We start from the raw sequence: 13,944 nt of genomic DNA on the forward strand, positions 1-13,944 counted from the left end.
GATGGCGTATGCCGTGTGCCTCCTCACGCGCCCACGCGCGGTGCCGCCGCCCGGCCGACGTGCGCCCCAGGTCCCGGGGTGGTCAGAGGCCCAGCGCCACCGGCGTGCCCGGGACGTCGCCGGCGATCAGCGCCGCCAGCGGCGTCGCGAGGTCCCGCGGTGAGAAGAGGTCGCTCCCGTCGTAGTCGGCGATGTCGGCGTGCCGCCACCACCGCATCGCAGTGACGTGCTCGGCGGCGAGGTCGTCGTCGGTCAGCGCGCCGCGCGGGTCGAAGCGCTCGGTGCGCACCAGGAAATAGTCGTTGACCAGCCGGTCGTAGCCGTCCACCCGCGCCGGGAGGGCGACCTCCTGGTGCCAGACGTGGACCGGGTCGAGGTCGACGCGAAGGCCGGTCTCTTCGTGCAGCTCCCGCCGCAGCGCCTCGAGCGGCAGCTCTCCCGGCTCGATGCCGCCGCCTGGGGCCGCCCACACGACGGTCGCACCCGGCGGCACCGCCGGGTGCGGGGAGCCGAAGCGGCAGAGCAGGACGCTGTCGTCATCGGCCAGGATGACCGCCCGCACGGCATGCCTGCGCCTCGTCGTGGCGGCCGGTTCGTCCATGGAGCGATGATCGGGCGCCGGTGACCGGGTCGCAACCCGGACGCGGCCACGCGCACTCCGCATCCCCGCGGTCCTCCTGCAGGTCGCTCCTTGTCCGCCACCGAGCCGTCCCGTCAGGATGGCCACCGTGAACAGCAACGTCACTCGCGTCGTCGACGAGGTCATCACCGCGTTGAGTCCCGGGCTCCGCGGGCAGCCCTGCGACCGGCACACGAGGTACGCATCGACGACGGTGCCGGGCGGCGAAGTCTCGGACGTCGTGGACGTCCTCGTCCAGACCGCCGAGTCTCGCGACATGTTCGCGCTCTGGCACGGCGACGGACTCCCGACGTCGTGCGACGAGGAGGGGTTCGCCGCCCCGGTGACGTGCGCGCTCGCGCCCGACGGCAGCATCGTCGCCTGGCTGGAGGAGGTGCGGACCGGCGAGGACGACGAGCCGTACGAGCTCGTCCGGGTCCTGTGGCCTTCCGGTCCGACGGGCTCGTCGTCACCATCAACAGGTACGCCGACGCCGGGCCCGAATCCCCCACGGAGCCATGGGCGTTCGAGACGCTGCAGGAGCTCGCCCTCTCTCCCGCCTGGCGCACGGCCGCCGCGCAGAGCTGACGTCCACGGCCTGCGCGGGCACGCGACGGGCCCGGGACGGCATACGCCATCCCGGGCCCCGCTGAGCAGGTCAGCCGATCACCTCACGTCGAAGCGGTCGGCCTCCATCACCTGGGTCCAGGCCGCGACGAAGTCGTGGACGAACTTCTCGGCGGCGTCGTCGCTGGCGTAGACCTCGGCGAGGGCGCGCAGCTCGGAGTTGGAGCCGAAGAGCAGGTCGACGCGGCTGCCGGTCCACGTCTGCTCGCCCGCGGCGTTGGTCGCGGTGAACGTGTCGGCGCCCTCGTCGGCCGCGGTCCACGTCGTGCCGAGCTCGAGCAGGTTGACGAAGAAGTCGTTGCTCAGGGTGCCGACACGGTCGGTGAGCACTCCCGTCGTCGAGCCGCCGGTGTTGGCGCCGAGGACGCGCAGGCCGCCGACGAGGACCGTCATCTGCGGGGCCGAGAGGCCGAGCAGGTTGGCGCGGTCGACGAGGAGGTACTCGGCGGGCACGCGGCCCGGCTTGCCGACATAGTTGCGGAAGCCGTCGTGCCTGGGCTCGAGGTAGCTGAACGACTCGACGTCGGTCTGCTCCTGCGAGGCGTCGACACGGCCGGCACGGAAGGGCACCTCGACCGTGAATCCGCCTGCGGCAGCAGCCTGCTCGATCGCGACGTTGCCGCCGAGGACGATGAGGTCGGCGAGCGACACGGTGGCGCCGCCGCGGCCGTTGAAGTCGGCCTGGATGCCCTCGAGGGTGCGCAGGGTCGCGGCCAGCTCGGCGGGGTCGTTGACGTCCCAGCCGCTCTGCGGCTCGAGGCGCACGCGGGCACCGTTGGCGCCGCCGCGCTTGTCGCTGCTGCGGAACGTCGACGCGGACGCCCACGCCGCCTTGACGAGCTGGGTGACGGTCAGGTCGGAGTCGGCGATGGCCTGCTTGAGCGTCGCGACGTCGTCGGCGCCGACCGGCTGGCCGGTCGCGGCCGGCAGCGGGTCCTGCCAGAGCAGCTCCTCCTGCGGCACCTCGGGGCCGAGGTAGCGCTGGACCGGACCCATGTCGCGGTGGGTCAGCTTGAACCACGCCCGGGCGAAGGCGTCGGCGAACTCGGCAGGGTTCTCGTGGAAGCGTCGCGAGATCTTCTCGTATGCCGGGTCGACGCGAAGTGCCAGGTCGGTCGTCAGCATCGTGGGGAGTCGCTTCTCGCCGCCCGCGTTCGGGGCCGGGATGGTCGCCTCGGCGTCCTTGGCCACCCACTGGTTGGCCCCGGCCGGGCTGTGGGACAGCTCCCACTCGTGGCCGAAGAGCACGTCGAAGAACGTGTTGTCCCACTGCGTCGGGGTCGGGGTCCACGTCACCTCGAGGCCAGAGGTGATGGCGTCCTGGAGCTTGCCCGTGCCGAAGGACTGCTTCCAGCCCAAGCCCTGCTCCTCGAGCGGGGCGCCCTCGGGCTCCGAGCCGACGTACTTCAGCGGGTCGGCGGCGCCGTGGGTCTTGCCGAAGGTGTGGCCACCGGCGATGAGGGCCACGGTCTCCTCGTCGTTCATCGCCATGCGGCCGAACGTCTCGCGGATGTCGCGAGCCGAGGAGAGCGGGTCGGGGTTGCCGTTGGGGCCTTCGGGGTTGACGTAGATGAGGCCCATCTGGACCGCCGCGAGAGGGCTCTCGAGGTCCCGGTCGCCCGTGTAGCGCTCGTCGCCCAGCCACTCGGCCTCCGAGCCCCAGTAGACGTCGTCGTCCGGCTCCCAGACGTCCGCGCGTCCGCCGCCGAAGCCGAACGTCTCGAAGCCCATCGACTCGAGGGCGACGTTGCCGGTCAGGACGATGAGGTCGGCCCACGAGAGCTTCTGGCCGTACTTCTTCTTGACCGGCCACAGCAGGCGGCGGGCCTTGTCCAGGTTGCCGTTGTCGGGCCAGGAGTTGAGGGGGGCGAAGCGCTGCTGACCGGCGCCGGCGCCGCCGCGCCCGTCGTGCACGCGGTAGGTGCCCGCACTGTGCCACGCCATGCGGATCATGAAGGGGCCGTAGTGGCCGAAGTCCGCGGGCCACCAGTCCTGCGAGTCGGTGAGCACGGCCGCGATGTCGGCCTTGACGGCCGCGAGGTCGAGGCTGTTGAAGGCCGCGGCGTAGTCGAAGTCGTCACCGAGCGGGTTGGCGACGGCGGGGTTCTTGGCGAGCACCTTGAGGTTGAGGCGGTTCGGCCACCACTCCTCGTTGCTCGTGCCACCCGGACGCGTCGCCCGGTCGTGGGCCACGGGGCACTTGGCGGCCTCCGGCTCGTTCATCTCGCCGACTTCGGCGTCAGGCTTGGCGGTGTGCTGCTGCTCAGACACGGGACGTCCTTCTCTTCTTCGGGTGGGCAATTCAGGAGGCGGCCGCAGCGGCGCACTCGGGACACAGTCCCCAGTACGTCACCTCGGCCTGGTCGATGAGGTAGCCGTGGCTGTCGGACGGGGTGAGGCAGGGAGCCTCGCCGACGGCACAGTCGACGTCCGCGATCGCGGCGCACGAACGGCATACGACGTGGTGGTGGTTGTCGCCGACGCGCACCTCGTAGCGGGCGACGGAGCCCGTCGGCTGGATGCGGCGCACGAGGCCCGCCTCGGTCAGGGCGCGCAGGGCGTCGTAGACGGCCTGGTGCGACACGTCGCCGGCGACCTCGCGGACCTGCCGGATGACGGTGTCGGTGTCGGTGTGCGGGTGGTCGTGCAGCACGGTGAGGACGGCGACCCGCTGGCGGGTGACCCGGAGCCCCGACTCGCGCAGCTGCTCCTCGACATCGGCCCCGGACATGCTTCGAGTCTGTCCCGCTTTCTGGAACAAATCAAGTCTTGACTTCCTGCCGCGCGGGCCTGTCGATGACGGTCGCAGGCGAAGCCAGGCAGTCCACCGCCTACCCGGCGACCAGCTCGACCTCGAAGCCCTCGCCGCTCTCGAGGTAGGCGGCGTAGTGCTGCGGGCCGCCGGCATGCGGGTGCCGGTCGGCGAACATCAGGCTCCAGCCACCCGACTCGCAGTCCGCGACGACGGCGTCGACCTCGGCACGCGAACCCCCGTGGAAGGCAAGGTGGTTCACTCCCGCACGCTTCCGCTCGTGTCGACCACCCTCGACGTCGGGACCCGACTCGACGACCACGTAGAGCGAGCCGAGCTCCCAGGCCTGCCCGTGGCCCCAGTCGTCGCCGAGGTGGTAGCCGAGCCGGTCCAGCAGCCAGCCCCACTCACGCGCGGCGGCGGTGATGTCCTCGACCCAGATCTCCACGTGGTGCAGGCCGCCCCGCCTCCGCCGCACCCCGGCGCCGTCCGTCCCGGCGACCTCTCCCCCGAAGTCCCACCTCGCCCGGGCCATGTCGGCGCGGCTGCCGTCGACGAGGCCGCCCACCAGGGGCGTGCCCTCGGCGCGCCATCGCTCGAGCGCGTCGTCCTCGAGGCCCTGCGGCGGCCTCCCGTCGGAGCGGATGACCCGCCACCACGGCACGTCGGAGCCGTAGCGGCTCATGACCGTCCCGACCGTGCGTGGGCCCATGCCCCCGAGCCGCTTGGCGATGTCGCCGTAGGCGAGCACCCGCCCCTCGGGGATCGTCGCGACGAGGTCGAGCACACGCTCGGCGTGGTCCTCCAGCGGCACGGGCGTCCTCTCAGTACTCGGGCTGGCTCGGGTCGATCTCCCGGAGGTAGGCGAGTATGCCGCCCTCGACGTTCGCGACGTCCGTGAGCCCCGCGCGCAGCGCCAGGCGCGTCGCCTCGGCCGACCGTCCACCGACCTTGCAGTGGATGAGCACCCTTCTGTCCGTGGGTAGCTCGTCGAAGGCCTCGCCGGAGCGGAACGCATCGAGGTGGATGGCGACGGCTCCGGGGATGCTGGCGATCGCGCGCTCCTCGGCGCCTCGGACGTCCACGAGCAGCGGCGGCTCGGCAGCCGCGAGCTCTTCGGCCATCTCGTGGACGGTGACCGTCGGCAGGTCGCCCTCGTCGCCCGCCGCAGCGCCGGGCACGCCGCAGAACTCGACGTAGTCGATGAGCTCGGTGACGGTGGGGTCGGCCCCGCACACCGGGCAGTCGGGGTCGGCGCGGACCGTCAGGGTGTCCCAGCTCTGACGCAGCGCGTCATGGATCAGCAGACGACCGGTCAGCGGCTCCCCGATGCCGAGGAGCAGCTTGATCGCCTCGGTGGACTGGACCGACCCGATGGCCGCACACAGGACTCCGAGCACCCCGCCCTCGGCGCAGCTCGGCACCGAACCGGGCGGCGGCGGCTCGGGGAAGACACAGCGGTAGCACGGCCCGTGGCCGGCCCACCACACCGAGACCTGCCCGTCGAAGCGCAGGATGGATCCCCACACGTGCGGCTTGCCGAGCATGACGCAGGCGTCGTTGACGAGGTAGCGGGTCGGGAAGTTGTCGGTGCCGTCGACGACGAGGTCGTAGCCGCCGATGATCTCGAGGGCGTTCGAGGAGTCGAGGGCGACGTCGTGGCGCTCGACGGTGACGTGCGGGTTGACGCGGTGCACCGCCGCCTCGGCCGACTCGGTCTTGGGCCGACCGATGTCGGCGTCGCTGTGGATGACCTGCCGGTGCAGGTTGGTCAGGTCGACGACGTCGGCGTCGACGACACCGATGGTGCCCACCCCGGCGGCGGCGAGGTAGAGCAGGGCGGGCGAGCCGAGCCCGCCGGCACCGACGACGAGCACCCGCGCGGCGCCCAGCCGTTCCTGTCCGTCACGTCCGACGTCGGGCAGCAGGACGTGGCGGGCGTACCTCGTCGTCTCGGCCGCGCTGAGGGCCCGACCCGTCTTGACCAGCGGATCCGTCGACATGTCCTCACCGTACTGCTCGGTATGGTGAGACGACACGGTCGTCTGCGGGGGCGGACGGCACGGCCCCCACCGACCGGACGATCGACGCGCCCAGACCCGAAGAGGACCCGCATGGCTGACGAGACCACACCGCCGGGCCGCGGCCAGCGGCTGCCCCGATCCGAGCGGCGCGCCCAGCTGCTCGACGCGGCGCTCGGCGTGTTCGTCGAGAACGGCTACCACGCCGCCGCGATGGACGACATCGCCGCGCGGGCCGGGGTCTCCAAACCCGTGCTCTACCAGCACTTCCCGGGCAAGCTCGAGCTCTACCTCGCGCTCATCGACCAGCACACCGGAGAGCTCGAGCAGCTCGTCCGCGACGCCCTCGCCCTCTCGGACAACAAGGCGCGCATCAACACGATGACGCGGGCCTACTTCGACTTCGTCGGCCAGGAGGGGGCGGCCTTCCGCCTCATCTTCGAGTCCGACCTCGCCAACGAGCCGGAGGTGCGCAAGCGCCTCGACCAGATCGACCTCACGTGCGCCGAGGCGATGGCCGAGATCATCCGCAGCGAGACCTCGATGGACCAGGAGGAGGCGGTGCTCGTCGGCGTCGCCTTCGTCGGTCTCGCCCAGACCTCGGCCCGCCACTGGCTGACCCACGAGGCGACGCTGTCCAAGGAGACAGCCGTGCGCATCACCGCAGCGCTGATCCGTCGCGGCTTCGGGGCCTTCCCCCTCGTCGGGCGCGGCGAGGGCCGGACCGAGACGTCGGCCGAGGGCGACAGGCCCGGTGGGGCGGCCAGGGAATCGGTCGGCACGCCCGCTGGTTAAGGTGACGACAGGACGCGGTCGACCGCGTCCACCAGAACTGAGAAAGCAGGTTTGACGTGGAGGTCCGCATCGGCGTGCAGAACGTGGCGCGCGAGATCACCTTCGAGACGACGCAGTCGTCCGACGAGATCCACGCCGCCGTCAAGGCAGCGCTCGGGTCAGACGTCCTCGAGCTGGTCGACGACAAGGGCGGGCGCGTCATCGTGCCGTCCGTCTCGATCGGCTACGTGACGACGGGTGCCGAGCGCAAGGCCGGCGTCGGCTTCGGCGCCCACTGAACGCATACGAGAAGAGCTGTCCTGCAAGGGATCACGTGACCACCTCCCGGTGACGACGTGAGACCGACGCAGTGGCGGAGGCCGTCGACCCGCTCGGGTCGGCGGCCTTCTTCGTGCCCGGCCGCGCTCGGATGTGGCTGACGGGCGTCAGGCGGGTACAGGGTGGAGGAACGAGCCGGGTCCGCCGGGTCGTCGCCGCCCGCACTGCGGGCTCGAAGGAGGAAGCGAAGACATGATCGGAACCATCCTTGCCGCCCTCGTCGCGGGTGCGATCGTGGGACCGCTCGCCCGTCTGGTGCTGCCCGGCAAGCAGCACATGAGTGTCCTGCTCACCGTCGTCCTCGGCGCCATCGGCTCACTCATCGGCGCGTTCATCTACTACAAGGCCACCGGCGTCAGTGACACCAAGGGGATCGACTGGATCTCCGGCCTCATCGGCGTCGTCGTCGCGGCCGCGCTCATCGTCGGCTACGGCATGATCACCGGCAACCGCCAGACGCGCTGATCCCCCGGACGCGCGCCCGACGAGGGCTCGCGTCCCCTTCGTCCCTCGCTGGGCGGAATCCCGTGGAAATGGCACCCGTCACATCCACCACTCCCGCCCCAACCGGTGGGACATTGAACTCGTTGCACGTCGTCCGCACGCCTCGCGGACCAAGCGGTCACCTCGTGACCAGAAGGAGCTGTGACACATGGTCAGCACCATCATCGGAGCCATCATCGTCGGCGCCATCATCGGCGCCCTCGGACGGCTCATCCTGCCGGGCAAGCAGAACATCTCGATCGTCGTGACGATCCTCATCGGCATCGTCGCCAACGTCATCGTCACGTTCGTCGTGCGCCAGCTCGGCTACTCCAACAACTCTGGCATCGCCTGGATCCCGCTGATCCTCGGTGCCGTCGTAGCCGCCATCATCATCGTGCTGTACGGCCGCATGAGCCACAAGTCGGTCTGACCGACGCCCCACATCCGAAGGGCCCGACCACACGGTCGGGCCCTTCGTCGTCCCCGGGGACAGGGCGGCATACGCCCGCTCAGGCCGACAGGCCGAGGCTCGACATGCGCCGGGAGTGCTCGTCGGTCAGGCGCGCGAACATCCGCCCGAGCTCGGCGAGGTCGGCGCCGGCCCGGCCCGGCGCCCCGACGAGGATGCTGGCGAGGGCGTCGCGCTCGACGCCGACGCGCTGCGCCTGGGTGATCGCCTCGCCGACGAGACGACGACCCCACAGCGCGAGGCGGCCCGCGAGGCGCGGGTCCTGCGCGATCGCCTCGCGGACGACCATGACGGCGAACTCGGCCTGGCCGGTGTCCTCGAGCACGCTGACGACGAGCGAGCGGGTGTCCTCGTCGACGTAGCGGGAGATCTCCCGGTAGAAGTCCTGCGCGATTCCCTCGCCGACGTAGGCCTTGACCAGGCCCTCGAGCCAGTCGGAGGCGCTCGTGCGCTCGTGGAAGGCGTCGACGGCGGGGACGAAGGGCTCCATCGCCGTCTCCGGCTCGACCCCGAGGGACTGGAGCCGCTCGGTCAGCACGGAGTAGTTGCGCAGCTCGTGGGCGGCCAGTCCGGCGAGCGCCGACTTGTGGCGGAGCGTCGGCGCCAGCTCGGCGTCCTTGGCCAGCTGGCTGAAGGCGCGCAGCTCGCCGTACGCCAGCGCCCCGAGCAGGTCGGTGACGGCCGCGAGGTAGCCGGGCTCGCCGTCCTGCTCCTCGACGCCCTGCCCGGCGTCCTCGCCGGTCTCGCGGTTTTCGGGGTTCTCGGGGTTCTCGGGCGTCGCGTCCTATCTACCTCGTCCAATCTAGTGAAGGAGTTCGGGCGTTCCGCCCGCATGCCGGTAGACTGGGCCGGACAACTCGGTGCCCGGTCGGCCCGATGGTTTGCCCAGATGGTGCTCGCGGACTCTCCGCGCACCGGTGGAGCCCGCACGGTGATCACCTCGTGCGAGAACCACTCACCGTCACTGACAGTCTCCGATCGGCCCGTCACGCGCCACTGAGCTCCCGCGAACGCCGGGGTGCTCGTGCCGATCGAGAGATGCCCATGACCCAGCCCCACGAGATCCCCGCCGACGCGGGGGTCACCACGGACGCGCCCGAGGCCGCCGTCGCGGAGACCGCCGCCCAGCCCGTCGCGGAGACCGCCGCCCAGCCCGTCGCAGAGACCGCCGTAGAGCCGGCCGTCGAGCTCACCTTCGCGGACTTCGACGTCCACCCCGACATCGTCGAGTCGCTGGCCGAGCACGGGATCGTCCACCCCTTCCCCATCCAGGCCATGACGCTGCCTGTGGCCCTCGCCGGCCACGACATCATCGGCCAGGCCAAGACCGGCACGGGCAAGACCCTGGGGTTCGGCGTGCCGATCCTCAACCGCGTCCTCGCCCGCGGCGACGACGGTTTCGACGCGCAGGCTCGCCCCGGCAAGCCGCAGGCCCTCGCCGTCGCCCCGACGCGCGAGCTCGCCGTCCAGGTCGCGAGCGACCTCGAGCGGGCCGGGCGCAAGCGCGGCGTGCGCGTGCTCACCGTCTACGGCGGCCGCGCCTACGAGCCCCAGATCGAGGCCCTCAAGGCGGGTGTCGAGGTCGTCGTCGGCACGCCGGGTCGCCTCATCGACCTGGCCAAGCAGGGTCACCTCGACCTGTCCCAGGCCCGCACCGTCGTGCTCGACGAGGCCGACGAGATGCTCGACCTCGGCTTCCTGCCCGACGTCGAGACCCTGATGTCGCTGACGCCCGCGTCGCGCCAGACGATGCTCTTCTCCGCGACCATGCCCGGTGCCATCGTGGCCCTCGCGCGGCGCTACATGTCCCAGCCGACGCACATCCGCGCCATGGGCGACGAGAACGAGAACGCCCACACGGTCAAGGCCGTCGAGCAGTTCGTCTACCGCGCGCACGCCATGGACAAGGTCGAGATGCTCTCGCGCATGCTCCAGGCCAACGGCCGCGGCCTGACGATCATCTTCAGCCGGACCAAGCGCACCGCCGCCAAGGTCGCCGACGAGCTCGTCGAGCGTGGCTTCGCGGCTGCCGCCATCCACGGCGACCTCGGCCAGGGCGCACGCGAGCAGGCGCTGCGCGCCTTCCGCAACGGGAAGGTCGACATCCTCGTCGCGACCGACGTCGCGGCCCGCGGCATCGACGTCGAGAACGTCACGCACGTCATCAACTACCAGTGCCCCGAGGACGAGAAGACCTACTTGCACCGCATCGGCCGCACGGCCCGCGCCGGCAACACCGGTGTCGCGGTCACCTTCGTCGACTGGGACGACCTGCACCGCTGGGCACTCATCAACAAGACGCTCGACCTCGGCATCCCCGAGCCGCAGGAGACCTACTCCAGCTCCGATCACCTCTTCACCGACCTCGACATCCCCACCGACGCCAAGGGCCGCCTGCGCCGCTCTCAGCAGAAGCTCGCCGGCCTCGGTGCCGAGGAGATCGAGGACCTCGGCGAGACCGGCAAGCGCCACGGCAAGTCGGGCGCCGGCTCGGGCCGTGGTGAGCGGGGCGACCGTGGTGGTCGGGGTGAGCGCGGTGAGCGTGGTGGCGACCGTGGGCGCTCGCGCGCCCGTCGCGACGACACCGACGCGGCAGCCGAGTCGAGCGACTCGGGGCACTCGAGCGAGTCGGGCCCCTCGTCCGAGAGCGGCGAGAGCCGTCCGCGCCGCAGCCGCAACCGACGTCGTACGCGTGGTGCCGGGGCTGCGGCCGCCGGTGCCGCGGGTGCCACCGGGGGCGAGGAGTCCGCTCCTGCAGGCGGTGACTCCGCCAACGCGGGCGAGGGCGGCTCGCGCCCGCCGCGTCGTCGTCGCCGCGGTGGCGGCGGTCGTGGCGAGGCCGCCCCGGCGGCCACCGCTACCGCCCCGGAGTGACGACCGAGAGCTCGTCCTGAGCTCTCACCGAACGGCCGCCGGGCACACGCCCGGCACACGCGAGGGCCCGGGTCGGGCAGCACCTCAGGGTGCCGTCCGACCCGGGCTTTGCACGTCCTGGCAGGTCCGAGCACCATCCGGCGCCACGACACGGCGGTAGAGCCAGGCGGCCAGAGCGAGCTCCCGACCTGCGGGCCGCCCACCGGGTCCGGCCAGTGGTCTCGTCGCGGCATCCGGGCGCGGAGACTCCTACGCTGGATCCGGTCGTCCCGGACCGAGCCGAGGAGCGTGGGTGGTGTGAAGCTGCACGAGTCGATCGACGGTCGGTTGCGCGCGTTCATCGAGAGGCAGCACCTCTTCTTCGTGGCGACCGCGCCCCTCTCGCGCGACGGGCACGTCAACGTCTCCCCGAAGGGCCTGGACGGCTCCTTCGTCGTGCTGGACGAGCGGACAGTGGCCTACCTCGACCTCACCGGGAGCGGCTCCGAGACGGTGGCCCACCTGCGGGAGAACGGCCGCATCACCGTCATGTTCTGCGCCTTCGAGGGCGCGCCCAACATCGTCCGGCTGCACGGGAAGGGTCGCTACGTCGGCCTACAGGACAGCGAGTTCGACTCCTACCGAAGGCTTTTCCCTGACATCCCCGGCGCCCGGGGAGTCGTGGTGGTCGACGTCGAGCGCGTCTCCGACTCGTGCGGGTATGCCGTCCCGCTGATGACGCACGACGGCGACCGGGACCTGCTGACCCGGTGGGCCGACAACCGTGGCGACGAGGGGCTGGCGACCTACCGCGCGACGAAGAACGCCGCGTCGATCGACGGCCTCCCGGCCCTCGACGCAACCTCCAACACGACCCCCGACGCAACCCGACGCAACCCCCGAGACGCAGTCCGACGCCACGTCTGAAGGGCGCGGACAGGCGAACGGCCGGGCCCCGAAGGACCCGGCCGCACGCATACGCCCTCGTCGGGCGCACGTCGGACGTTGATCAGGCGTTGATCGTCGCGGTGTCGATGACGAAGCGGTAGCGCACGTCGCCGGCGACGACACGGTCGTAGGCGGCGTCGACCTCGTCGGCCGAGATCTTCTCGATCGTCGCCCCGATGCCGTGCTCGGCGCAGAAGGCGAGCATCTCGGCCGTGGCGGGGATGCCGCCGATGTTCGAGCCGGCCACGACGCGGCTGCCGCCGACGACGGCGCCGGGCGCGAAGTCGTAGTTGCCGGCGGGCAGGCCGACGTTGGCGATGACGCCGAGCGGGCGCAGCAGACCGATGTAGGTCTGCATGGGCAGGTCCGCGCTGACGGTGTTGATGATGATGTCGAAGGTGCCCTTGAGGCTCTTCAGCACACCCTCGTCACCGGTGGCGTGGTAGGCCGTCGCGCCGAGCGCGAGGCCGTCGTCCTTCTTGGCGTCGCTGCGGCTCAGCACGCTGACCTCGGCGCCCATGGCGGCGGCGAGCTTGACGGCCATGTGGCCGAGACCGCCGAGGCCGATGACGGCGACCTTCTTTCCGGGGCCGGCGCCCCAGCGCTTGAGCGGCGACCACACGGTGATGCCGGCGCAGAGCAGCGGGGCAGCGACGTCGAGCTCGATGCCGTCGGGGATGCCGACCGCGAAGCGCTCGGAGACGACGACCTGCTGGGCGTAGCCGCCCTTGGTCGGCTCGCCGTCGTAGCCCTTGCCGTTGTAGGTCATGACGGCGCCCTTGGAGCAGAACTGCTCCTCGCCGTCCTTGCAGAACTCGCACTCGCCGCAGGAGTCGACCATGCAGCCGACGCCGACGCGGTCGCCGACCTTGTATTTCGTGACGCCGTCACCGACGGCCGACACGATGCCGGCGATCTCGTGCCCGGGGACCATGGGGAAGTGCGCGCTGCCCCACTCCTCGCGGACCTGGTGGATGTCGCTGTGGCAGATGCCGGCGAACTTGATGTCGATGAGGACGTCGTCGTCACGCAGGTCGCGGTGCTCGACGGTCCGGGCCTCGAAGGCGGCTCCGGCGCTCGGGGCGACCAGGGCGGGGGTGGAAATCAAGAGGGTGTCTCCTTCGTGGTGGTTGGCGACGCTCTCAGGTGCAGCGCAGCCTCACCACCATTCATTCCCCGCCGGCCCGTCCCGGCGAACGGTGCGACCCGGCTCAGAGCCTCGCGAGCAGGGCCGTCGCGACGTCGCGGTAGGCCTGGGCGCCCTTGGACGTGCGGGCCGTCGCGAGGATCGAGCGGCCCACCGCGGGCGCCTCCGCGAAGCGCACCGTCTTGGGGATCGGCGGCTCGAGCACCGGCAGGTCGTAGCGTTCCCCCACGTCGGCGAGCACCTCGCGCGCGTGGTTGCTGCGCCCGTCGAAGAGGGTCGGCAGGATGCCCCACACCTCGAGGTCGCGGTTGAGGATCTTCTGCACGTCGGCGACGGTGTCGAGCAGCTGCCCGACGCCGCGGTGGCTGAGCATCTCGCACGGCATCGGGATGATGAGCGCGTCGGCGGCCGTCAGCGCGTTGAGGGTCAGCACCCCGAGGCTCGGCGAGCAGTCGAGCAGGACGACGTCGTATGCCGTGTCGACGCCTTCGAGGGCCGAGCGCAGGACGTACTCGCGCCCGGGTCGTGGCAGCAGCATGGCCTCGGCCCCGGCGAGGTCGATGGCGGAGGGGACGAGGTCGACGCCCTCCTCGCACGTGACGACGACGTCGTTGAGCTCGGCGGAGCCGGTGAGGACGTCGTGGATCGAGCGCTCGACGGTGTCGGGGTCGACCCCGAGGGAGAAGGTGAGGCAGGCCTGCGGGTCGAGGTCGACGAGCAGGACCCGCTGGCCGAGCTCGGCCAGGGCCGCGCCGATGCTCGCGACGGACGTCGTCTTGGCGACGCCACCCTTCTGGTTGGCCAGCGCGATGACCGTGGGGCCTCCGTCGGCAGCGGACCGAGCGTTGCCGGACGCCGTGGACGAGCCGGACGTGCGGGTGCGGGGCGCCATGCGTCCCAGTCTGTCAG

16 protein-coding genes are annotated in these 13,944 nt (G+C 71.5%); 8 read left to right on the forward strand and 8 right to left on the reverse strand.

What is annotated here, in order from left to right; all coding sequences use genetic code 11:
- Positions 1-82: 82 nt before the first annotated feature.
- Positions 83-601 (reverse strand): NUDIX domain-containing protein, encoded by a 519-nt coding sequence (locus tag IEY30_RS08545; RefSeq protein ID WP_030194610.1) that lies wholly within the window; start codon positions 599-601, stop codon positions 83-85.
- Positions 602-1,060: 459 nt separating this feature from the next.
- Here IEY30_RS08545 and IEY30_RS08550 point away from each other — a divergent pair, with 459 nt between their 5' ends.
- Complete coding sequence (locus IEY30_RS08550) at positions 1,061-1,207, forward strand: hypothetical protein (RefSeq protein ID WP_156035118.1); 147 nt, start codon at positions 1,061-1,063, stop codon at positions 1,205-1,207.
- Between the two features lie 78 nt (positions 1,208-1,285).
- Here the strand turns inward: IEY30_RS08550 and katG are convergent, their stop codons facing one another.
- The 4 genes from katG to moeB form a co-directional block, all read right to left on the reverse strand.
- Positions 1,286-3,469, reverse strand: a complete 2,184-nt coding sequence (gene katG, locus IEY30_RS08555; RefSeq protein WP_229674938.1) for a catalase/peroxidase HPI — start codon at positions 3,467-3,469, stop codon at positions 1,286-1,288.
- A gap of 79 nt (positions 3,470-3,548) precedes the next feature.
- Positions 3,549-3,977: a Fur family transcriptional regulator gene (locus tag IEY30_RS08560; protein WP_030194606.1), complete on the reverse strand. Its 429-nt coding sequence runs from the start codon at positions 3,975-3,977 to the stop codon at positions 3,549-3,551.
- A 100-nt stretch (positions 3,978-4,077) separates the two neighbouring features.
- The gene (locus IEY30_RS08565; RefSeq protein WP_081920350.1) at positions 4,078-4,812 is read right to left on the reverse strand and encodes an MGMT family protein; all 735 of its coding nucleotides are present in this window, start codon (positions 4,810-4,812) and stop codon (positions 4,078-4,080) included.
- 10 nt (positions 4,813-4,822) lie between these two features.
- A complete protein-coding gene (moeB, locus tag IEY30_RS08570; protein ID WP_030194598.1) occupies positions 4,823-6,001 on the reverse strand; it encodes a molybdopterin-synthase adenylyltransferase MoeB in 1,179 nt (392 codons plus the stop codon).
- A 111-nt stretch (positions 6,002-6,112) separates the two neighbouring features.
- Here moeB and IEY30_RS08575 point away from each other — a divergent pair, with 111 nt between their 5' ends.
- The 4 genes from IEY30_RS08575 (at position 6,113) to IEY30_RS08590 (ending at position 8,048) form a co-directional block, all read left to right on the forward strand.
- On the forward strand, positions 6,113-6,814 hold the full coding sequence (locus IEY30_RS08575; RefSeq protein ID WP_030194595.1) for a TetR/AcrR family transcriptional regulator: 702 nt from the start codon (positions 6,113-6,115) through the stop codon (positions 6,812-6,814).
- A gap of 56 nt (positions 6,815-6,870) precedes the next feature.
- Complete coding sequence (locus tag IEY30_RS08580; protein ID WP_030194592.1) at positions 6,871-7,092, forward strand: DUF3107 domain-containing protein; 222 nt, start codon at positions 6,871-6,873, stop codon at positions 7,090-7,092.
- 232 nt (positions 7,093-7,324) lie between these two features.
- Entirely contained in the window at positions 7,325-7,597 is a 273-nt protein-coding gene (locus IEY30_RS08585) for a GlsB/YeaQ/YmgE family stress response membrane protein (RefSeq protein ID WP_030194590.1), read from the forward strand.
- 187 nt (positions 7,598-7,784) lie between these two features.
- Positions 7,785-8,048: a GlsB/YeaQ/YmgE family stress response membrane protein gene (locus IEY30_RS08590; protein ID WP_030194587.1), complete on the forward strand. Its 264-nt coding sequence runs from the start codon at positions 7,785-7,787 to the stop codon at positions 8,046-8,048.
- Positions 8,049-8,127: 79 nt separating this feature from the next.
- Here IEY30_RS08590 and IEY30_RS08595 read toward each other — a convergent pair whose 3' ends face one another.
- Complete coding sequence (locus tag IEY30_RS08595) at positions 8,128-8,757, reverse strand: ferritin-like fold-containing protein (RefSeq protein ID WP_156035166.1); 630 nt, start codon at positions 8,755-8,757, stop codon at positions 8,128-8,130.
- Between IEY30_RS08595 and IEY30_RS08600 the strand changes: the two genes are divergently transcribed.
- The 3 genes from IEY30_RS08600 to IEY30_RS08610 all read left to right on the forward strand — a co-directional run bounded on the left by IEY30_RS08600 (position 8,644) and on the right by IEY30_RS08610 (position 11,867).
- A complete protein-coding gene (locus IEY30_RS08600) occupies positions 8,644-9,087 on the forward strand; it encodes a hypothetical protein (RefSeq protein WP_188960118.1) in 444 nt (147 codons plus the stop codon). The two genes, IEY30_RS08595 and IEY30_RS08600, sit on opposite strands and share 114 nt — an antisense overlap.
- Before the next feature lie 44 nt (positions 9,088-9,131).
- Entirely contained in the window at positions 9,132-10,961 is a 1,830-nt protein-coding gene (locus tag IEY30_RS08605) for a DEAD/DEAH box helicase (protein ID WP_043416094.1), read from the forward strand.
- A gap of 297 nt (positions 10,962-11,258) precedes the next feature.
- Positions 11,259-11,867, forward strand: a complete 609-nt coding sequence (locus IEY30_RS08610) for a pyridoxamine 5'-phosphate oxidase family protein (RefSeq protein ID WP_081920349.1) — start codon at positions 11,259-11,261, stop codon at positions 11,865-11,867.
- A gap of 82 nt (positions 11,868-11,949) precedes the next feature.
- Here the strand turns inward: IEY30_RS08610 and IEY30_RS08615 are convergent, their stop codons facing one another.
- Together IEY30_RS08615 and IEY30_RS08620 are read right to left on the reverse strand one after the other, a co-directional pair.
- Positions 11,950-12,996: an NAD(P)-dependent alcohol dehydrogenase gene (locus IEY30_RS08615; protein WP_030194575.1), complete on the reverse strand. Its 1,047-nt coding sequence runs from the start codon at positions 12,994-12,996 to the stop codon at positions 11,950-11,952.
- Positions 12,997-13,099: 103 nt separating this feature from the next.
- Positions 13,100-13,927 carry a ParA family protein gene (locus IEY30_RS08620; RefSeq protein WP_081920348.1) on the reverse strand — a complete coding sequence of 276 codons (828 nt, stop codon included), beginning with the start codon at positions 13,925-13,927 and terminating at the stop codon, positions 13,100-13,102.
- Between the last annotated feature and the right edge of the window lie 17 nt (positions 13,928-13,944).

This window comes from Terrabacter tumescens, from assembly GCF_014646815.1.
Classification (GTDB): domain Bacteria; phylum Actinomycetota; class Actinomycetes; order Actinomycetales; family Dermatophilaceae; genus Terrabacter; species Terrabacter tumescens.

Bases quoted from the DNA above. Each gene is read 5' to 3' on its own strand.
- IEY30_RS08545 (WP_030194610.1), bottom strand. From the start codon at position 601: ATGGACGAACCGGCCGCCACGACGAGGCGCAGGCATGCCGTGCGGGCG.
- katG (WP_229674938.1), bottom strand. From the start codon at position 3,469: ATGAACGAGCCGGAGGCCGCCAAGTGCCCCGTGGCCCACGACCGGGCG.
- IEY30_RS08560 (WP_030194606.1), bottom strand. From the start codon at position 3,977: ATGTCCGGGGCCGATGTCGAGGAGCAGCTGCGCGAGTCGGGGCTCCGG.
- moeB (WP_030194598.1), bottom strand. From the start codon at position 6,001: ATGTCGACGGATCCGCTGGTCAAGACGGGTCGGGCCCTCAGCGCGGCC.
- IEY30_RS08575 (WP_030194595.1), top strand. From the start codon at position 6,113: ATGGCTGACGAGACCACACCGCCGGGCCGCGGCCAGCGGCTGCCCCGA.
- IEY30_RS08585 (WP_030194590.1), top strand. From the start codon at position 7,325: ATGATCGGAACCATCCTTGCCGCCCTCGTCGCGGGTGCGATCGTGGGA.
- IEY30_RS08590 (WP_030194587.1), top strand. From the start codon at position 7,785: ATGGTCAGCACCATCATCGGAGCCATCATCGTCGGCGCCATCATCGGC.
- IEY30_RS08605 (WP_043416094.1), top strand. From the start codon at position 9,132: ATGACCCAGCCCCACGAGATCCCCGCCGACGCGGGGGTCACCACGGAC.
- IEY30_RS08620 (WP_081920348.1), bottom strand. From the start codon at position 13,927: ATGGCGCCCCGCACCCGCACGTCCGGCTCGTCCACGGCGTCCGGCAAC.